We start from the raw sequence: 19,248 nt of genomic DNA on the forward strand, positions 1-19,248 counted from the left end.
AGGATTTAGTATGGCAAAACACAAGGTGCATTACGAGTTTCCGATGCATTGCCTGTCAGAAATATTGTACGAATATCTGGCTACGGCAGAGGGACTTTCGGAGTGGTTTTCGGATGACGTGGTGGAGAAAGGCGACGATTTCTACTTCAGTTGGGGCGGCGGCCCCGCAGAGAAAGCAACTCTGATCAGATATAAGCCTGAAAGTTTTGTGCGTTTCCGTTGGGAAGAGGATGAAGGAACGAAGAATTTCTTTGAAATGAGCATCGTGATTGATGAGATTACAGAAGACCTTTCTCTAAATATTACTGATTTCTGCCATCCCGGAGATGAGGAAGAAAACAGGCTCTATTGGGAAAACCTGATTGAAAACCTGCAGATCAAACTCGGAGCCGCTTAAATTTTCCTTACTTAAAAAATAAACTGATGGACGAGCTTTCGTTCATTATTTTTTTATAATCATCGCAGCAACCATGGCATTTGACAACATTTATACATCAGAAAATTTTGATTTGAGAAACCGCGCATTCCTTTTTGGTGATGCAGTGAAGGTTTCATTTTTCATCAAGGACTCAAAACTGATTATGGCCGAGGAATGTTACTTTTTCCTGATGGCTTCTATGAGGAAAATGAGGATGAATATTCCGCTTTCCTACACGCTGGAATTTTTTCAGAATCTCTTCACTGAAAATGCTGTATCAAAGAGTGTTTCCAATGGAATCATAAATTTTTTGGTTTACAGAAATGCTGATGAAAAGCCGCTTCAGAAATCCGACATTTCATTTTGGTTTGATGTGGCTGAACTAAATGACGTACTTCAGATTCAGGGAGACTTTGAAATGGATCTGATTAAAGAAATCAGTGTGAATACCAATCTTTTAAGCAATATCCGTGTTCATAGCCCTGAGAATGTTTATGCTGAAATTTATGCCAAGGAAAATGATCTTGATGACGGCATTCTTTTAAACCCAAACAAAAGAATCGCCCGTTCCATCTTTGGAAATCTGCTTTTTCTGGAAGGTGATGCCATAAAAATTCCGAAACAAAGTGAAGGTGCGTACATCTCACCGTTGATGGAAAATTTTATTACGTTCGTGCACAAGAGCAACCTTGCCAAAATCGAACAGGCAGAAATGATTGCGTTTGAGAGCCAGAAAGCCGACGAAATAATGATGATTTCTGATGAAAAGGGAATTTTCACCGTATCAAAAATCAGAAATAAAACCTTTGGCAGCGAAAGGTTTTCTGAGATGATCCAGAAGTGGAGCGAACTTTTTGCGGAATAATTTATTATTTAATTTTTTACTTCAAAATAAGGGCGGCAGTTAGATAATTTTAACCCGCTTAAGGTTCAGTTCATAGAAATATCCTCAGGTGCGTTTGCCCACAGCAGGAACTCGCCGCCGAGGTTTTGCATGATACTTTTCCAAAGACTTTGGTCGTTGGGTAAAGTATAATCCAGGTTATAAACTTCGACCACTGTCCACAATTTTCTGCTGATTTCTCCTTCGAGCTGCTGTGCCGCCCAACCGGAATATCCGGAGAAAACCTTAATGTCTGAAGGGCTCAGCCTCTGTTCAAAAATCTCATTTACAATAGTCTGCACATCTTCGGTAAGATAGAATTCCTCATTGATTTCGATGAAAAATTCATTCACAGGTTTGCCTTTAACAATAAAGAAAATCTTGTCGTTTTCGACCGGTCCACCCTCGTAAACATCCACCTTAAAACCAAAAATTTCTTTCAGGCTACTGCTTACATCGCTGTTTTTTTTATTCAGAATTAATCCGAAAGCACCGTTCTCGTTATGATCTACTATCAGAACCACCGAGCGGGAAAAAATGTCGCCCGACACATCGGGTGTGGAAATTAATATTTTACCTTTGTACGAGTAATTCATACTCAAATGTAAAAATAAATTATGGAAAACCTTCATGATAAAAGGAAAGTTTACGATAAATCCCAGCTCCTTGAATGCGAAGTGAAAAAAAATCCGATCGAGCAGTTTCGCGACTGGTTTATGGAAGCTGAAGAAGCGGATGCTATATCGGAGGCCAATGCGATGGCCATCTCAACAATGGAACAGGACGGTTGCCCGAGAACGAGGATGGTGCTCCTGAAGGCTTATACCTGGGAAGGTTTTATTTTTTACACCAATTATGACAGTAGGAAAGGGATGGCCATCAAAAATAATCCCAAAGCTTGTCTTCATTTTTTCTGGCCGCCGCTCGAAAGACAAATCATCATAAAAGCAGATTTAGAAAAACTGCCGGCAAACCTCAATGACGGTTATTTTGCACAAAGGCCGAAAGGCAGCCAGCTTGGCGCCAAGGTTTCTCCGCAGAGCAAAATTATTCCGAACCGGGAATTTTTGGAGAACAGGTTAGCGGAATTGGAGCAAGAATATAAAGAAAAGGAAGTTCCAAGGCCTGAAAACTGGGGCGGTTATTTGGCCAAACCTTATGAAATGGAATTCTGGCAGGGAAGGCCCAACCGTCTGCACGACAGGATTATTTATGAGCTGACCGGAGATTTCGACTGGAAGATCTCACGCTTAGCGCCATAAAAAAGAAGCCGTCTCACAAATGGTGAAACGGCTTTTTTTGTTTTTTTTTCTCGATTTCCTGATGTGCAGTTTTTCGTCTAAACGGCTCTCAGCTACATCATTTGTTTTTGAGACATTTTCTTAAATTTTCAAATCTTATTAAGATTATTTTTTCTTAGCACCAGCTACTGCGTTAGCTAGGTCAGCACCAGCTTTGAATTTTGCAACTTTCTTAGCAGCGATTTTGATCGGCTTTTTAGTTGCAGGGTTAATTCCCTGTCTTGCAGCTCTTTCAGATACAGAGAATGTTCCAAAGCCTACCAAAGATACTTTACCGTCTTTCTTCGTTAGGGCAGACTGTACGTTAGACATAAAAGATTCTAGAGCGGCTTTAGCAGCAACTTTAGTAATTCCGGCATCCTGTGCCATTGCGTCGATTAATTCAGACTTGTTCATAATTGTTTACTGTTTAAAAAGTTAGTTATTTATGGCAAATTTAATACAATTTTCAAATTGTGCAAATTTTTTTGATATATCCGGCGAAAATTGTACTGAATTTTATGCAATAATATAAAATTGATAATCGTTTTTTTTACCAAAAATCAGCGTTACAGCATACTAAAATTATGCCAGTTGCCCGATACTATTGGGTTTTTAAATATTTGTTTAAAACAATATTGGAATTATGAATTTCGAAATATGATAGTGATTTTGCAGATAATAAATAGTATTGTTGTGTAATTCGTAAATATACTGTCTTTTTACCTTGTTTAAGTTAATTACAGGAATTTCTGTCAAGGTGTTGATATACTTATTATTTCGTGTTAAATTAAATAATTTATAATAAATTTGCCGCATGCTAATTGAAGTTTTTAAATCTAAAATTCACAGGGTTAGAGTCACAGAGTCCGACCTTAATTATATCGGGAGCATTACCATTGACGAAGATTTGCTAGATGCCGCCGGACTGGTGGTTGGTGAGCGTGTATATATTGTGAATGTAAACAACGGTGAGCGTTTTGATACCTATACGATAAAAGGCAAAAGAAAATCCGGCGAGATCTGCCTTAACGGTCCGGCCGCCAGAAAAGTGCAGAAAGGCGACATTATCATCATCATTTCATACGCCCAAATGACGCCTGAGGAAGCAAAAACGTTCCAGCCGAAAATCATTTTCCCTGATGAAAAGACTAATTTACTAACATAAAGTTTACAGTTCGTTATATTGGAAAATCCAAAGAAAATTAATCCTCTGAAGACGTTTCTCACCATTGCTGTTTCGTTGGCAGTGGCTGTTTTTTTTATGTGGCTGGCTTTCCGCGGACTGGATTTTGAAAAAATAAAAGGTTACTTCGCAAAAGCAAATTACTTTTGGGTAGTTGCTGCTGCCGTTTTTGGAATTCTGGCCTACTGGTTCAGGGCGGTGCGATGGAATCTGTTGCTGGAACCGTTGGGATACCGCATTTCAAATTCCAATTCCATGTGGACCATCTCTTTTGGCTATCTCATGAATTTAACAATACCGAGAAGCGGCGAACTGGCGCGATCTACGGCATTGTATGGTGTAGAAAAAGTGCCGGTTGACAAATCTTTCGGGACTATTATTCTGGAACGGGTCGTCGACTTAATCTGCATGATCGGTTTTCTCGGCCTTACACTGATTTTTAAATACAATGCCATTGCAGAATTTTACAGGTTTGCGACAGAACAGAAGGCGGGTGCGGAAAAATCTTCCTCCAACTGGATATGGCTGATTTTGGGCGCAGGTTTGCTTGGTGCTGTATTATTTTTTGCACTGAGGAAAGCGCTTGAAAAATTGCCTTTTTTCAGAAATATTTACAAAATTTTTGATGGATTATTGCAGGGAGTCCTTTCTATTTTCAGACTTAAAAATCCGGTAAAATTCATCCTTTATTCCATCGCGATTTGGGTGTGTTATTATCTCGCAGCTTATCTGGTTTGTTTTGCCCTTCCCGAAACTGCAGATTTCACCGTTGCCGATGGGTTTTTCATTATCGTGGTGGGAACTTTAGGAATGATGGTTCCGGCTTCCGGCGGAATCGGTGCGTTTCATTTTGCCCTGAAAATCGGGATTGGTGCACTGTTTCTTTCCATGGGAAAATCTTTTGATGAAGGTGCAGAGGTCGGTTTGGCTTATGCGTTCATTTCTCACACGATGCAGCTGGTGATCATGGTGGTTATGGGTTTTATTTCAATTCCGATTTTGGCCAGAAACCGGCATAAAGCGGTGGAAGCTCGGGAGTTTTTTTAACCACAAAAGTCACAAAGAATTCTTCAAAGCTTTGCAGCCTTTGGTATAAAAGCCAATTAAACAGGAAACTTTTGTGCCTTTTGTGGTTAAATATTTTGGGTTAAAATCTATCCAAACGCCCGCTTCAGCAAACTCTCCACTTTTGGTTCGCTGCCGCGGAAATTTTTGTACAGTTCCATCGGATTTTTCGTTCCGCCGGAAGAAAGCAGAACTTTGTATTTCGCCGCGATTTCCGGGTTGAAAATTCCGTTTTCTTTAAAGTACTGAAAAGCATCCGCATCCAGAACTTCCGCCCATTTATAAGAATAATATCCCGCTGAATAACCGCCCTGGAAGATATGCGAAAAACTAGGGCTTACTGCAGTTTCAGGATTTGATGGATATAAATTTGTCGCTTTCGTTTCTTCGGTTTCAAAGGTTTTTACGTCCTCAACTTTGTCGGATTTGGTGTGGTAGGCCATATCCAAAAGCCCAAAACCAAGTTGCCTCAATGTTTGATACCCTTCCATAAAATTTTTCGATTCGGCGATTTTATCGATTTTGTCATCCGGTAAAACTTCTCCGGTCTGGTAATGTTTTGCAAATGTTTTCAGGAATTCCGGTTCGTAGCAATAATTTTCCAAAAACTGTGACGGAAGTTCCACAAAGTCCCATTTTACTGAGGTTCCCGAAAGGTTTGGATATTGGGTGTCAGCCAAAACGCCATGCAAAGCATGTCCAAATTCGTGGAAAAGTGTCGTCACTTCCTGGAAAGTCAGTAAACTTGGTGTGTCGGCGGTCGGTTTCGAGAAATTGCAAACCACCGAAATATGCGGACGGTGATTTTCACCATCTTTCTTGAACTGATTTTTGAAACTCGTCATCCAGGCTCCCGCGCGCTTGCCTTTCCTAGGGTGGTAATCAACATATAACAGGGCTTTAAAAGCTCCTAAATCTCCTGAGTGTACTTCTTCCTTCTCATCCGGAAGGTTAGGTTGGGCTCGCTCAAAAATTTCATACGTTCTCACCTCCGGATGGTATTTTTGGACATTAAAGACTTCTTTGAAAGTCAGCCCGAAAAGTTGACTGGCCAAACCAAAAACTGCTTCCTGAACTTTGTCGAGCTGGAAATAGGGCTTCAGTTCCTCGTCATTCAAGTCAAATTTTTGTTTGCGCAGTTTCTCCGCATAAAACGCGTGGTCATAACTTTGCATTTCTTCAATTCCATCGGCTTTTGCCAGCGTTTTTAATTCTTCGGTTTCTTTTTGGGCGTAAGGTGTGGCCTTTTCCAAAAGTTCGTTCAGAAAATCGTGGACTTTCTGCGAAGATTGCGCCATTCTTTCCTCCAAAACGTAATCTGCATAATTTTTATAACCCAAAAGTTCGGCTTTTTGCTGGCGCAGACTGATGATTTCTTTAATCAGATTTTTATTGTCAAATTCACCGCCGTCGAAAGATTTTTTACCGTTGGCCAAAGCCAATTCTTTCCTCAAATCGCGGTTTTCAGCGTAAGTCATTGCCGGAAGATAACTTGGATATTGCAGCGTAATAACATAGCCTTCGAGATTTTTTTCCTTTGCATCTTCGGCGTATTGTGCAAGAATCGCGTCCGGAATTCCCTTCAAATCTTCCTTGTTTTCAATATGTTTGAAATACGCATTGGTAGACGCTAAAACATTCTGGCCAAACTGCAGCGATTTCATTGACAGGTCAATATTAATCTTCTCCAGTTTTTTCTTGTCATCATCGTTCAAAAGTGCGCCACTGCGGACAAATCCTTTGTAGGTTTCGGTGAGAAGGGTTTGCTGTTCTTCATTTAAATCATATTTTTCCCTTTCGTTGTACACTTTCTTAATTCTTTCGAAAAGTTGTTGGTTTTGCGAAATTTTAGACGAAAATTCAGTGAGCAGCGGTGAAACTTCCTGTGCGATTTTCTGTATTTCATCGTTGGTTTCGGCAGAATTAAGGTTGAAAAAAATATTGGAAACTACATCCAGTTTTTCACCGGAATAGGCGAGTGCTTCAATGGTGTTTTCGAAAGTTGGCAGCGCCGCATTTTGCGCGATTTCATTGATTTCGGCTTCGGAAATTTTAATGAGTTCTTGAAAAGCCGGGAGAAAATCTTCTTCTTTAATCTGTTCAAAAGGCGCAGAATGGTGCGGTGTATCGAAGTTTTGTAATAAAATATTGGGTGTCATTATATTTATTTATTCAAAAATAATGTTTTTAAAGATAATCCGTGAGCTTCGGTGAGCCGAAATTGATTTTTCAGTTTTAAAACAAAAAAACCGCTCCAAAATCTGGAACGGTCTCATATTTTCGTGTAAAAATTATTTTACTTCTTTCCCTAAGATAAGGTCTTTGTCGCCTTTTCCGAAGTTAAATTCACCTTGGTGTGTCCACCAGAAATTTTTATCGGCATCCTCATATTTCGAGCCGCTTCCGGAAACCACGCTTTTCATATCGTAGGTTTGGCCGGTAGTTTCATTTTTCAGGGCTACGGTACCTTTTTCAGGGTCATAAATGGCGCTGAATTTTGTTTTTCCGTCGTTGCTGATGTAGTGGTAAACCTCTCCTGTAGTGGTTTTGGTTGTTGTAGTTTGGTCGGCTGTGGTAACAGATTGTGTTTCCTTCAACGACGTTGCAGAATCTATCGGAGTTACCGTCGTGTTGATGGTGGTTTCAGGATTAGAAGTGGTGGTTTCTTCTGTGGTGATAGATCCTGTTTCATTTTTTTTGGAGCAGGACATTGCCACCAGCGCAAGTGCCGCTGAGAAAAACAATTTTCTAGTCATGTGTGTTTAATTTTTTAGTGATTAAAAACTTCGGCATCATCCTCATCAAATAATATTCCAAATTAAGGTAGGATGGCAATAAAACAGGTAGGATAGGGCAAAAAAAGGCATTCCTATATTTAAGGTAAAACAATAAATTGAAGTCAATATCATAGAAACGTTTTTTGCCCTTTTTTTTGTTTTGCTTGATAATCTTAATAAACATTTTTCTATATTCGGAGTATAGAAACGGAAATGCGGAAGATTACCTACCATAAAAGTGAATTGCGGAATTTTGTAAACGACATGATTTCGGGAAAGATAAAGACACTGGATTTTTATCGGGATTTCACCTTGGAAGCGAGCCGCGATATTAAGAAAACGCCCAAGTACGACTCGTTCCGCGAGGAAATTCAGGAAGAAATTTACCATCTCGACAAGCAAATGGCAGCCCTTAAAGCCATGAAACAGAAAATGCAGCGGGTCATCAACTCCCCTACCGAAATTGCACAGTTAGGATCGCTGGTGATTACCAACAAGGCGAGATTTTATATTTCGGTTTCCCTGGGCGAGTTCTTCTATGAAGGAGACCGGTTCTACGCTATTTCCGAAGAAAGCCCGATGGCGCAGATCATGAAAGGCAAAAAAGCGGGCGATGAATTTGTACTGAATAATATTCATCAGAAAATAGAGGAGATTTTGTAGGCAGCGAACACAGATTGTGAGCGCCGAAGGCGAGTAATGTTGGTGGAAAAATTTCAGAGGTATTTTTTGAGTTCGGTAGGAGTGAAATGTTGGTGGAATCTGAAGGGACGAAACTTTTTTCCGCAGAAAACATTCAGATAAATTCCAACCCTGTTATTTCTTATTTTTGCAAAATGAATCCTGATATTTTAAAACAAATCATACAATCCCGGAAAAGCATCTTTCCAAAAGATTATACAGCAGAAGAAATTCCGCAGGAGATCCTCGAAGAAATTTTGAATTCTGCGCATTTTGCTCCGAATCACAAAAGAACAAAACCGTGGCGTTTCAAAATTTTCCGTGGGCTGCAAAAAACCGAATTAGGTGAAAAACTCGCTGAAACATACCGCGAAATTACGCGTCCGGAAGTTTTCCTCGAGAGAAAATATGTGGATATTTCTGAAAAAATTAAAAAAACAGATGCTGTTGTTGCTGTTTGCGTCAACTTTTCAGGACTCGTTCAGGAATGGGAAGAAGTTGCCGCTGTTGCGATGGGTGTCCAAAATATGTATTTGACCTGCACTGCGAATAATGTCGGTTGCTATTGGAGTACCCCGAATACGAAAGATTATATCGGTGATTATCTTGGTTTGCAAGAAAACCAGAAATGTTTGGGGTTCTTTTATATGGGAATGGTTTGATGAGGTGATGAGGTGATAATTTCAGGCCCAATTTTATATATCACTGTGATCCATAGCCCTGATGTTCTATGTTAATCTGCAAATTTTTCAGGTTGAAATTTTTAATTTATTTTGAAAATCCTGTTGAAAAGGTGTTTTGTTTTTTACTACGCTGAAGCATATTCGTAGAAGTTTGTTGCATACGGCAATCAGAGCCAGTTTTTTTGCCTTGCCCTTCTCAAGCAGCCGTAAGTAGAGCTCTTTACATTTTTGGTTGTGCTTTATCGCCGTCCAGGAACAGACATAGAGAATACTTCGGATATAAGTTTTTGAAGTTCGGCATTTTCCTGGTGAATAAGATTTCTTTCCCGATTGGTAAATTCTTGGAGCCAGACCAAAATACTTTACCAGAGATTTTGAAGAATGAAAATTTTTAAATCCTGAGGTGGCAGTCATTAATTGGAGTGACGTCTTTTCGCCAATTCCCGATACAGACTGCAGCAGGTTTTTAGTTTCTGTAAATTCCTCATCCTGCAACTGCGGCAATCTGGCCTCAACTTCCTTGATTTCTTTCTCCAGTTGCTTTAAACGTTTTTCATAATGTTTCTCTGTTGAAGGATTAACAACGGAATGGAATCTTAAGGCTTTTAGCTTTACCGCGTAACGACGCTTTTCTTCTTCCAGATCATTAAGAAGCTTTATTTCCTGATCCAGATATTCAATATCCTGAGTTTTTGGAATATAAAATTCCGGACGGAACATCTCTCCGTAATTCCTGATCAGTTTTGCATCCTCCGCATCGGTTTTCGTGATGATGTTTTTCATCCTTGCAAAATGTTTCACAGACATACAGTTGATCAGACTGCTTTCAAATCCTTTTCCTATAGAGAGGTGAAGCAGGCGGCTGCTGTAGTTTCCGGTTGCCTCAATCACAAAACAATAATCGCTTGGAGAGATTTTAGACAGAAACGACAAAATGCTGCGCTCATTATTTGGCAAATTCAAAACCTGTTCTCCTTTTTCATCGTCCAGGAAACTAAGCGTTAAAAATTTGGACCCAACGTCCACACCAATTACTTTTTTCAATAAATTTGACATCAATTCTTTTTTTTGGAAAGAACGTTTTCTTCTGATCCATCATGGTAAAAGTTCTTACCAACAATGTTCTATCCGGATTTGGAAGAAAACAACAGCAGGGGGATAAAATCAGGGGCGATATCTTAAGTATCAACGCAGCGTCTGCCTTACTCCTGCTGTTTTTCTTTCTAGTTAATATTATCAACTAATTTACTTCATTAATTATTCTAGTGCAAACTTACCATTGCAATGGAAATCCCGCAGTAAGCGTTGGACAAGGTGGTGCACGAGGAATTGCAATGGAAAGCAGGTTCCCGGCTCCTGAAAAATATATTAAGTACATCCAATTCAAAAAACACAATTTCATTGCTAAATTGTAACATTATTAGGTTGTTGCATTAAAAATTTTCTATATCTTTGCAGCCTTAATATTTAACCGGGACGAGTTCCCAAAAATCAAAACAATATGTCAGTAAAAATCAGATTACAAAGACACGGTAAAAAAGGGAAGCCTTTTTTCCACATCGTGGTTGCAGATTCCAGAGCAAGAAGAGATGGTAAATTCATCGAAAAATTGGGAACTTATAACCCAATCACCAATCCTGCAACCATCGAACTTGATGTTGACGGTGCAGTAAAATGGCTGAACAACGGTGCACAACCTACGGATACAGCCAGAGCAATCCTTTCTTACAAAGGAGCCCTTTACAAAAAACACCTTCAGGGTGGAGTAGCAAAAGGTGCTTTCGATGAAGCTGAAGCTGAGAAACGATTCAACGCTTGGTTGGAAAACAAAGAGAAAGCGGTTGAAGGTAAAAAAGAAGGTTTGGCAAAATCTAAGGCTGATGCCAAAAAAGCGGCTCTTGAAGCTGAAGCAAAAGTAAACGCAGACAGAATCGCGGCTCAGGAAGCTGTTTTAGCTGAAGCTAAAGCTGCTGAGGAAGCTGCAAACGCGCCTGCTGAAGATGAACCTGTTGCAGCAGAAGGCAATGAAGAGCCGGTAGCAGAAACTGCTGAGGAAACTCCTGCTGCAGAAGCAGAAGGTACTGAAGAAGCGCAGGCTTAAGATTTACCGAAAAATATTTTCAAATGAAGAGATGCAGATTTTTGCGTCTCTTTTTTTGTTGGGGCGCATCTGGTTTCAAATTAATAAAGTACAGTGATCCCCGATGAACCACACTTTTATTTTCCTTAATTTTGTGAAATGAAAAAAGAAGACTGTTATTTTCTGGGCAAAATCACCCGTAAACACGGACTGGCCGGTAACGTTGTTTTGAAACTCGATACCGACCAGCCGGAATTTTATAATAAACTCGAGGGTATTTTTATTGAAATCAATGGCCTGCTTGTCCCTTTCTTCATTGAAAAACAGCAGTGGTTAAAGGATGATACTAAATTGATTTCCTTTAAAAACTCGACCGAAGCAATGGTGGAGCAGTCGGTGAACAAAAACGTTTACCTTCCGCTTTCGACGCTGCCAAAACTTACCGGGAACAGTTTTTATTATCACGAAGTTGTGGGTTACAGCCTGAGAGATGAAAATGATGTTGACTACGGAGTGGTGGAATCTGTAAACGACCAGACAGCACAGCATTACTTTGTAACCGATCTCAAGGGCAAGGAAATCGTAGTTCCCATCATCAAAGACTGGATTCTCGAAGTAAACCGTGATGAGAAATTTATCAAAATGCAGCTTCCGGAAGGCCTTCTGGATGTCTTCACCACAAAAGCTGTGAAAGACGAATAGCCACACAGGTTATTACACCACAAAAGAACTGTCTTATCTCGGTGTTAAGGGAATGTCTATCATGAAGCACACAAAGCGAAAAATCTGAGGTTTTTTTAACTTTTTTGTTCTTACTGAAATATTAAATTTACCTCAGTTAGTCACCAAAAAGCTTGTGGCTTTTGGGGTTGATTTAAATACGTTTTACGACAGCCAGTGTTTTAACTTTTTTTGATTTGAGAAATCTTATCTTTGCACCCCACGGGAAAGCCGGCCTGTTGATTCTCAGTTTTCTGAGGGTAGGAAAGTCCGGACACCACAGGGCAGCATAGCGGATAACATCCGTCCGTAGCAATACGAGGACCAGTGCAACAGAAAGCAGGTACAGTTCGGCTGTAGTGAAACCAGGTAAACTCTATGCGGTGCAATGGTAAGTATATCGATGCTTTACGGAGCAATCTGTAAATAGGAGCGGCCCGTTCCGAAAATCGAGGGGTAATCAGCTAAAGCCTTGCAGCAATGCCAGGCGCAGATAAATAACAGGCATCCGCCACCGGCGTGATACAGAATCCGGCTTACAGGCTTTCCCGTGGTTTTTTATTTTGGTTCAAAGGGATTTAAAATTGTTCAAAGGAATCCAATTATTTAAACAATTTTGAACCGTTTAAACTGCGTTTCGCTTATTCACTCTCCAGCATCCTTTTCGCTTCATCAAGCTGTGCAGCTTCTTCGGCGGGAAGTTCAGGATATTTTAAATCCATTTTTTCCAGCGTGTCGATGATGATCTGTATGGCAGCAATGCGGGCAAACCACTTCTGATCAGCAGGTATGATGTACCACGGTGCATGGTCTTTTGAGGTACGGCTGATGGCTTCTTCATAAGCCTTCACATACTGGTCCCAAAGTGCACGTTCCTTCAGGTCGCCCATGCTGAATTTCCAGTTTTTTTCCTGTTCATTGATCCGGTCAAGGAATCTTTTCTTTTGCTCGTCGCGGGAAACGTAAAGAAAGATTTTAACGATTTCAGTACCGTTTTGTGCGAGATGTTTTTCAAAATTTTCGATGCTTTCGTAGCGGTTATCCCAAAATTCGTCATCAAACTGGGCAACATCGGTCCATACTTTTTCGCTGAGGTTGTAGCCCGGATGCACTTTGCACACCAAAACACTTTCATAATGCGAACGGTTGAAAATTCCGATTTTTCCTTTCTCGGGGAGGGCAATATAATGTCTCCACAGGAAATCGTGCTCATATTCCTGCGAAGTCGGTTCCTTAAAGCTTGTCACTTCGCATCCCTGCGGATTAACACCACCGAAAACATGTTCGATCAGGCTGTCTTTTCCGGCTGCATCCATGGCTTGAAGTACGATGAGCAGCGATTTTCTTCCGTCGGCGTAGAGCCTTTCCTGTAGTTCGTACAGTTTCTTCTTCTCGTCCAGAAGCATTTTTTCACCTTCATCTTTTGTAAGTCCGCCTGCATAATGGGTGTCGAAATTCTTTAATTTAATTTTTCCTTTTGCTAAATAATTATCACTGAAATCCAGATCCATTTTCTTTAATTTTAAATAAAAATAAAAAAAAATCGCCTCAATTGAGACGATTTTGGTCTTAAATATTGTTTTAAAAATTATTTTTTAGCCGCATTCTTCTTTGTGCTTTTTTTATTCGGTGCAACTGCTGATTTTTCGTTAGCATTTGCAGCAGCAACTTCAGACGCGTTTGGATCAACTTTGCCTTTGATGAAAATAACTGATCTTCCATTTACAGGGTCGTTGGAATAAACATCGATAGACTTCTGGAATTCACCAAGGCCCGCAGTATCGTAGTGAACCTTGATTTCTCCGGTTTTACCCGGCATGATCGGCTCTTTGCTCCAGTCTGGCGTCGTGCAGCCGCATGATGGCTGAACTCTGCTGATTACCAATGGTTTATCACCTGTATTTTTTACTATGAATGTTCTGTTTCCGTCCGCATTAGGTTTTACAGTACCATAATCAAGGTTTACTGTGTTGAATGTAATCGTTTGTGCAGAAGCGAAAGCCACTGTACCCAGCATAAGCATGCCTGCAAACAATTTTTTCATAATCCGTTTATTATTTTAATTTTTCTTACTCTGTTTTAGATTAAAATCAGGGAGCAAAGTTAAAAATATTTTGAATAAATACTTTAAAAATTTACTTTTCCCTATTTTTGCAGGATAAAGCCAAAAGACAGATTTTATGCAGATTTCAGATAAATATAATCCGGGAGAAACCGAATCGAAATGGTACAGTTACTGGATGGAAAACAATTATTTCCACTCCACACCGGATGAACGCCCGCCTTATACCATTGTAATTCCGCCACCCAATGTTACGGGGATCCTGCATATGGGCCACATGCTGAATAACACGATTCAGGATGTATTGGTGAGAAGGGCGCGGATGAACGGCTTCAACGCCTGTTGGGTTCCCGGCACAGACCACGCGTCGATCGCTACGGAAGCCAAAGTGGTGGCAAAGCTGAAATCTGAAGGTATCAGCAAATCAGATATCACCAGGGAAGAATTCCTGAAGCACGCCTGGGAATGGACCGACAAGTATGGCGGGACCATCCTGGAGCAGCTGAAAAAACTCGGCGCTTCCTGCGACTGGGAAAGAACGCGTTTCACGATGGAGCCTAAACTTTCTCAGCAGGTCATTAAATCTTTTGTTGATCTTTACAATAAAGGCCTCATTTACCGCGGTTACAGGATGGTGAATTGGGATCCGGAAGCAAAAACCAATATTTCTGATGAAGAAGTAATCTACAAAGAGCAAAACGGAAAACTTTATTACTTAAAATATAAAATTGATGGTTCCGAAGAATTTCTTTCCGTGGCAACCACACGTCCGGAAACCATTTTCGGCGACACTGCGGTTTGTATTAATCCAAATGATGAGCGCTATGCCCATTTGAGAGGAAAAAAAGTTATTGTTCCTGTTGTAAACCGTATCGTTCCCATTATCGAGGATGATTATGTGGATATAGAATTCGGTACCGGAGCTTTGAAAATTACTCCGGCTCATGACGTAAATGATTACGAAATCGGGCAGCGCCACAACCTTCCGATGATCGATTCTATGGACGATGATGCTAATTTGAATGAGCACGGACTGCATTACAGCGGTAAAAACCGCTTCGATGTACGAAAACTGATTGTGAAGGAGCTTGAAGAAAAGGATTTGCTTTTAAAAGCTGAAGACTACGTCAATAAAGTTGGAACTTCTGAAAGGACCGGCGCAGTCATTGAACCGAAAATTTCAGTGCAGTGGTTCCTGAAAATGTCTGAGATTGCCAAACCGGCTTTGGATGTGGTGATGAATGATGAAATCAAGTTTCACCCGGAAAAATTCAAGAATACTTACAAACACTGGATGAATAACATCCGCGACTGGAATATCTCCCGCCAGCTGTGGTGGGGACAGCAGATCCCGGCGTATTATTACGGAGATGGGGAGGAGGATTTTGTCGTTGCTGAAACTGTTGAGGAAGCGTTGGAACTTGCAAAACAAAAATCAGGAAATCACAGTCTTGAGCCTGCGAACTTAAAACAGGACGAAGACGCACTCGACACCTGGTTCTCTTCCTGGTTATGGCCGATTTCTGTGTTTGACGGATTGATTGATCCTGACAATGAAGATATTAAATATTATTATCCAACCTCAGACCTGGTAACCGGTCCGGATATTATCTTCTTCTGGGTCGCAAGAATGATCATGGCCGGAATCGAATGGCGCGGTGAAGTTCCGTTTAAAAATGTATACTTCACCGGAATCGTTCGCGATAAGCAAAGACGTAAAATGTCCAAATCGCTTGGAAACTCTCCGGATCCGTTGGAGCTGATTGAAAAATATGGTGCCGACAGCGTGCGTGTGGGAATTCTCCTGAGCTCCGCAGCCGGAAATGACCTTCTTTTTGACGAGGATCTTATGCTGCAGGGAAGAAATTTCGCCACAAAAATATGGAACGCTTACCGATTGATGCAGAACTGGAACAAGGATGAAACCATTAAACCAAATAATGCAGATCTACAGACCATAGAATGGTTCGAAAATCAACTCAATAAGACCATTGTTGAAATTGATGACCAGTTCTCGAAATTCAGGATCTCTGATGGTTTGCACCTGATTTACAAACTGATCTGGGACGATTTCTGTTCGTGGTATCTCGAAGCAATCAAGCCAAATTATGGCGAGCCAATCTCAGCTGAAGTTTATAATAAATCGATTGCATTTTTTGAAGAGCTGTTGAAACTGCTTCATCCATTTATGCCGTTCCTCACCGAGGAACTGTGGCACAATATCAGCGAAAGAACCCCTGAGCAGGCACTGATCATTTCACAACAGAAAAAAGCCACAGATTTCAGTGAAGAGATTATCAAAAATTTTGAAACCTCAAAAGAAATCATATCCGGGATTAGAAATTACCGCCAAAGTAAAGGGATTTCGCCCCGTGAAACGGTTGAGCTCTTTACTTCAGCAGGTGAATTTGCCAATGAAGATGTGGTGAAAAAACTCGCCAATATTTCCGGAATTAATTTTGGCCAAAAAACAGATAAGCCGAGCTTCACCTTCCTGGTTGGAGCCAATGAGATTTCAGTTCCACTGAGCGAAAATTTAGATCTGGAGCAGGAAAAAACCAAGACAGAAGAAGAACTGAACTACCTGAAAGGCTTCCTGATTTCCGTAGAAAAGAAACTTTCGAACGAGAAATTTGTTTCCGGAGCGCCTGCAAATGTGGTAGAAAACGAACGAAAAAAGCAGAAAGATGCCCAGGACAAGATCGCGCTTTTGGAAGAGAAATTGAAAACGCTATAAAATTTTGACATGGTTTGATTAAATTCGGGACTTTTCGGAAACATTATCAAACAAATTCAAACTTTTCAAATAATCAAATAAAACTGTGGGATGCAGCACATCGAAAACATATCCAAACTCTTCAGCAAAAATTTTGTTGAAAACCCGCTGATAGAAACTTTTGAAGCCGGAAAAATTTATTTGCCCACCGGCCAGGTTGTGGCATGCGATCCGCTGATTATGAGCGGGATGAATCCGTTTAATACTCAGTTTCCGAGCGGTGAATTCCCGGTTTTCGTGCATAAGGAAAGAGAAAGCAACTGCGTGGCTTATGTGGAAATTGTCTTTAGTAATGAAGAGATTGCAGGATGGAAAATGGCCACCACAGAAGATCAGGACGTGGCGGAGCTTCAGGATGGAGAAGTTTTCGGCTACCCGATCGAATCTGGAATGGGCTGTTTCATGGATTTCGAAACCCAGGAAAGTCTTAATCGCTTGGAAAAAAGGCTTTTTCACCGGAAAGGTGCAGATTTCATGGGGATTTACGAAGAATTTTTCCATGAGCATTTCTTTGATGAAAACGGTGCTATAGACCAATATGCTTTTCTAAAACCTGACGAAGAAAAACCCGGAACCATATTTTCTTTTGAAGCGGGTTACGGTGAGGGCTTCTACGCCAGTTATATTGGTTTTGGAAAAGACGGGCAACCGCGGAAGCTGGTAACTGAATTTATCGAAATTGTAAGTTAAGAATAGTTAAAGATTTTCGCATTTCGCTTCCTTGCTTTAAATTTGTTAATAAAGAATTAATAATGACCATAAGTGCAGAGCAGCCAAGAATTATTGTAGTTGGCAGTTCCTCGGTAGATCTGGTGCTGAACACAGAACATCACCCGATGCCAAACGAAACCGTGATGGCTTACAGATCCGAGAATTTTTTCGGCGGAAAAGGTGCTAATCAGGCAGTTGGTACAGCGCGTCTTGGTGCGAGCGTGTATTTCATTGGATGCGTCGGTATGGATCCGCTTGGGCAGCAGGTGATGCGTAATCTTGTGGATGAAGGCGTGAATGTCGGGTTTGTTGCCGAAACTGAGAATGCCGCAACCGGAACAGCTTATGTAACCGCTGCCGAAGGCAAAAACGCAATTGTCGTCGTGCCGGCGGCGAACCTTTTTTTGCGCACTAAGGATGTGGATGCCGCGGAGCAGTATTTCAGTTCTGCAGATTTGGTTTTGATTCAGCTTGAGATACCGATGGAAGTGGTGGAGCATACGGTAAAACTGGCCAAAAAATATAACAAAAAAGTGGGTGTTTACGCCGCGCCAGCGCTCAAACTCCCACAGGAAGTGATTGATTACGCAAGTTTTATCGTAGCGAAAAGTTACGAGCTGAAAACTGTTTTTGGTGATGTATCAAGCGAGGAAATCATGAAAAAATATGCGGACAAGCTTTTTGTGCGTGATGATACCAATTCAACCACTTATTTCAACGGTTCCGAGATGAAGTATTACCGCAACGATCACGATGATGTACACAACAAAATGGGCATGGGCGATGCGTTTACCTCCGGTTTTTCGATAGCGCTTTGCCACGGAAATCCGATTGATGAATGCGTGAAATTCGGAAATGCAGTGTCTTTGAAAGTTGCCAAGAACAGAGGTTCGCAAAGTGGCCTTCCTTATTTGAAGGACATGTTTTAAAAGAAAAATTTATTTCCGGCATATTGTTTCCGGGATGAAAAATATTTTAAATAAAGATAAAGTTCCACTTTTACGGTGGAATTTTTTTTGAAAATGAAAGAGATCAAACTGAAAACCGCAGATGGCTGTGAAATTACGGCCCATATATTTTCACCGAAGGCAGATAATGGCAAACTGTTGCTCATCAACGCTGCAACCGGCGTGAAACAGCAGATTTATTTTTCGTTTGCAAAATATTTTGCCGAACACGGCTTTACGGTACTGACCTACGATTACCGCGGAATAGGGCTTTCAAAACCTTCAAAGATGCGCGGCTTTAAAGCTTCCATGCGAATTTGGGGCACACAGGATTACAAAACGTTGACCGAATACATAATGACAAATTTCAAAAACCACCATAAATTTTGCCTTGGTCATTCGGTGGGCGCGCTGATTTTGGGAATGAATGAGGATTCGCAGATTTTTGAAAAATTTGTTTTCGTGGGAACACAGGATGCATTTATCGGACATTTGCCCCTAAGCGTCAGGCCAATGGCGCTGCTCGGTTTTGGGATTGCAGTACCGGTTACGTCATCGTTACTGGGCTATTTTCCGGCCCATTGGTTTGGTTTGGGCGAATCTTTACCAAAAGGGAGTGCGTACGATTGGCGTAAGCTAATTTTAAACAGAAAATCTACGGGAAAACTTTTTGCACAGATCGAAAAGGACCATTCAAAATCCCTCCATCAGGAGACGCTGGTCATCTATGCGGAGGATGATCCCTGGGTGAAGATGAAGGGTATGGAAAGCCTGATGAACAAAGGATACAGCAACATCCGGAAACGGTACCGGGAGGTTAAAATTTCGGAATCTCCTAAAAAAGAAATCGGGCATATCAATTTTTTCCGGAGTTATAATAAAAGGCTGTGGAAAATCGTACTAGATTATCTGGCGTAGCTTTCTGTAATTTTAAAACCGGAAATATTAATGAATGTTTAATTTTGCCCATCTTGATCGC

General features: G+C 40.9%; 20 protein-coding genes and 1 other RNA gene. 14 read left to right on the forward strand and 7 right to left on the reverse strand.

What is annotated here, in order from left to right; translation table 11 throughout:
* The first annotated feature begins 10 nt into the window (after nucleotides 1-10).
* Nucleotides 11-397, forward strand: a complete 387-nt coding sequence (locus tag CKV81_RS10050; protein ID WP_095072977.1) for an START-like domain-containing protein — start codon at nucleotides 11-13, stop codon at nucleotides 395-397.
* A gap of 73 nt (nucleotides 398-470) precedes the next feature.
* Nucleotides 471-1,283, forward strand: coding sequence for an aminotransferase class IV (locus CKV81_RS10055; RefSeq protein ID WP_095072979.1), 813 nt, complete (start codon nucleotides 471-473; stop codon nucleotides 1,281-1,283).
* A gap of 65 nt (nucleotides 1,284-1,348) precedes the next feature.
* Here CKV81_RS10055 and CKV81_RS10060 read toward each other — a convergent pair whose 3' ends face one another.
* Nucleotides 1,349-1,897, reverse strand: a complete 549-nt coding sequence (locus CKV81_RS10060; protein ID WP_095072982.1) for a YqgE/AlgH family protein — start codon at nucleotides 1,895-1,897, stop codon at nucleotides 1,349-1,351.
* Nucleotides 1,898-1,918: 21 nt separating this feature from the next.
* Here CKV81_RS10060 and pdxH point away from each other — a divergent pair, with 21 nt between their 5' ends.
* Nucleotides 1,919-2,563 (forward strand): pyridoxamine 5'-phosphate oxidase, encoded by a 645-nt coding sequence (pdxH, locus tag CKV81_RS10065; protein WP_095072984.1) that lies wholly within the window; start codon nucleotides 1,919-1,921, stop codon nucleotides 2,561-2,563.
* A 144-nt stretch (nucleotides 2,564-2,707) separates the two neighbouring features.
* Here pdxH and CKV81_RS10070 read toward each other — a convergent pair whose 3' ends face one another.
* A complete protein-coding gene (locus CKV81_RS10070; RefSeq protein WP_095072986.1) occupies nucleotides 2,708-2,998 on the reverse strand; it encodes an HU family DNA-binding protein in 291 nt (96 codons plus the stop codon).
* Nucleotides 2,999-3,398: 400 nt separating this feature from the next.
* On the opposite strand from CKV81_RS10070, the gene panD reads away from it, so the two are divergent.
* Nucleotides 3,399-3,749 carry an aspartate 1-decarboxylase gene (gene panD / locus CKV81_RS10075; RefSeq protein ID WP_095072991.1) on the forward strand — a complete coding sequence of 117 codons (351 nt, stop codon included), beginning with the start codon at nucleotides 3,399-3,401 and terminating at the stop codon, nucleotides 3,747-3,749.
* A gap of 96 nt (nucleotides 3,750-3,845) precedes the next feature.
* Nucleotides 3,846-4,814 carry a lysylphosphatidylglycerol synthase transmembrane domain-containing protein gene (locus tag CKV81_RS10080; protein WP_407641688.1) on the forward strand — a complete coding sequence of 323 codons (969 nt, stop codon included), beginning with the start codon at nucleotides 3,846-3,848 and terminating at the stop codon, nucleotides 4,812-4,814.
* A 107-nt stretch (nucleotides 4,815-4,921) separates the two neighbouring features.
* Here the strand turns inward: CKV81_RS10080 and CKV81_RS10085 are convergent, their stop codons facing one another.
* Both CKV81_RS10085 and CKV81_RS10090 read right to left on the reverse strand, forming a co-directional pair.
* A complete protein-coding gene (locus tag CKV81_RS10085; protein WP_095072996.1) occupies nucleotides 4,922-6,991 on the reverse strand; it encodes a M3 family metallopeptidase in 2,070 nt (689 codons plus the stop codon).
* A 132-nt stretch (nucleotides 6,992-7,123) separates the two neighbouring features.
* Nucleotides 7,124-7,588 (reverse strand): MliC family protein, encoded by a 465-nt coding sequence (locus CKV81_RS10090; RefSeq protein ID WP_095072998.1) that lies wholly within the window; start codon nucleotides 7,586-7,588, stop codon nucleotides 7,124-7,126.
* Nucleotides 7,589-7,822: 234 nt separating this feature from the next.
* Between CKV81_RS10090 and CKV81_RS10100 the strand changes: the two genes are divergently transcribed.
* Together CKV81_RS10100 and CKV81_RS10105 are read left to right on the forward strand one after the other, a co-directional pair.
* Entirely contained in the window at nucleotides 7,823-8,272 is a 450-nt protein-coding gene (locus tag CKV81_RS10100; RefSeq protein ID WP_095073002.1) for a hypothetical protein, read from the forward strand.
* A gap of 173 nt (nucleotides 8,273-8,445) precedes the next feature.
* Nucleotides 8,446-8,952: a nitroreductase family protein gene (locus CKV81_RS10105; RefSeq protein ID WP_095074432.1), complete on the forward strand. Its 507-nt coding sequence runs from the start codon at nucleotides 8,446-8,448 to the stop codon at nucleotides 8,950-8,952.
* 87 nt (nucleotides 8,953-9,039) lie between these two features.
* Here the strand turns inward: CKV81_RS10105 and CKV81_RS10110 are convergent, their stop codons facing one another.
* Nucleotides 9,040-10,029, reverse strand: a complete 990-nt coding sequence (locus CKV81_RS10110) for an IS110 family RNA-guided transposase (RefSeq protein WP_095071656.1) — start codon at nucleotides 10,027-10,029, stop codon at nucleotides 9,040-9,042.
* Nucleotides 10,030-10,474: 445 nt separating this feature from the next.
* Here CKV81_RS10110 and CKV81_RS10115 point away from each other — a divergent pair, with 445 nt between their 5' ends.
* The 3 genes from CKV81_RS10115 to rnpB all read left to right on the forward strand — a co-directional run bounded on the left by CKV81_RS10115 (nucleotide 10,475) and on the right by rnpB (nucleotide 12,328).
* Complete coding sequence (locus CKV81_RS10115) at nucleotides 10,475-11,074, forward strand: 30S ribosomal protein S16 (RefSeq protein ID WP_095073004.1); 600 nt, start codon at nucleotides 10,475-10,477, stop codon at nucleotides 11,072-11,074.
* A gap of 138 nt (nucleotides 11,075-11,212) precedes the next feature.
* Entirely contained in the window at nucleotides 11,213-11,755 is a 543-nt protein-coding gene (gene rimM / locus CKV81_RS10120; protein WP_095073006.1) for a ribosome maturation factor RimM, read from the forward strand.
* Between the two features lie 241 nt (nucleotides 11,756-11,996).
* Nucleotides 11,997-12,328: RNase P RNA component class A (gene rnpB, locus CKV81_RS10125), an RNA gene on the forward strand.
* A gap of 86 nt (nucleotides 12,329-12,414) precedes the next feature.
* Here the strand turns inward: rnpB and CKV81_RS10130 are convergent.
* Together CKV81_RS10130 and CKV81_RS10135 are read right to left on the reverse strand one after the other, a co-directional pair.
* Nucleotides 12,415-13,284, reverse strand: a complete 870-nt coding sequence (locus tag CKV81_RS10130) for a PPK2 family polyphosphate kinase (protein ID WP_095073008.1) — start codon at nucleotides 13,282-13,284, stop codon at nucleotides 12,415-12,417.
* 77 nt (nucleotides 13,285-13,361) lie between these two features.
* Complete coding sequence (locus CKV81_RS10135; RefSeq protein ID WP_095073010.1) at nucleotides 13,362-13,817, reverse strand: DUF1573 domain-containing protein; 456 nt, start codon at nucleotides 13,815-13,817, stop codon at nucleotides 13,362-13,364.
* A 136-nt stretch (nucleotides 13,818-13,953) separates the two neighbouring features.
* Here CKV81_RS10135 and CKV81_RS10140 point away from each other — a divergent pair, with 136 nt between their 5' ends.
* The 4 genes from CKV81_RS10140 (at nucleotide 13,954) to CKV81_RS10155 (ending at nucleotide 19,187) form a co-directional block, all read left to right on the forward strand.
* A complete protein-coding gene (locus CKV81_RS10140; protein ID WP_095073012.1) occupies nucleotides 13,954-16,572 on the forward strand; it encodes a valine--tRNA ligase in 2,619 nt (872 codons plus the stop codon).
* A 90-nt stretch (nucleotides 16,573-16,662) separates the two neighbouring features.
* The gene (locus CKV81_RS10145; RefSeq protein WP_095073014.1) at nucleotides 16,663-17,301 is read left to right on the forward strand and encodes a DUF4241 domain-containing protein; all 639 of its coding nucleotides are present in this window, start codon (nucleotides 16,663-16,665) and stop codon (nucleotides 17,299-17,301) included.
* Nucleotides 17,302-17,363: 62 nt separating this feature from the next.
* Complete coding sequence (locus CKV81_RS10150) at nucleotides 17,364-18,251, forward strand: ribokinase (protein ID WP_095073016.1); 888 nt, start codon at nucleotides 17,364-17,366, stop codon at nucleotides 18,249-18,251.
* 93 nt (nucleotides 18,252-18,344) lie between these two features.
* The gene (locus CKV81_RS10155; protein WP_095073018.1) at nucleotides 18,345-19,187 is read left to right on the forward strand and encodes an alpha/beta hydrolase family protein; all 843 of its coding nucleotides are present in this window, start codon (nucleotides 18,345-18,347) and stop codon (nucleotides 19,185-19,187) included.
* The last annotated feature ends 61 nt before the right edge of the window (nucleotides 19,188-19,248 follow it).

It is taken from the genome of Chryseobacterium taklimakanense, assembly GCF_900187185.1.
GTDB classification, from domain to species: Bacteria; Bacteroidota; Bacteroidia; order Flavobacteriales; family Weeksellaceae; genus Planobacterium; species Planobacterium taklimakanense.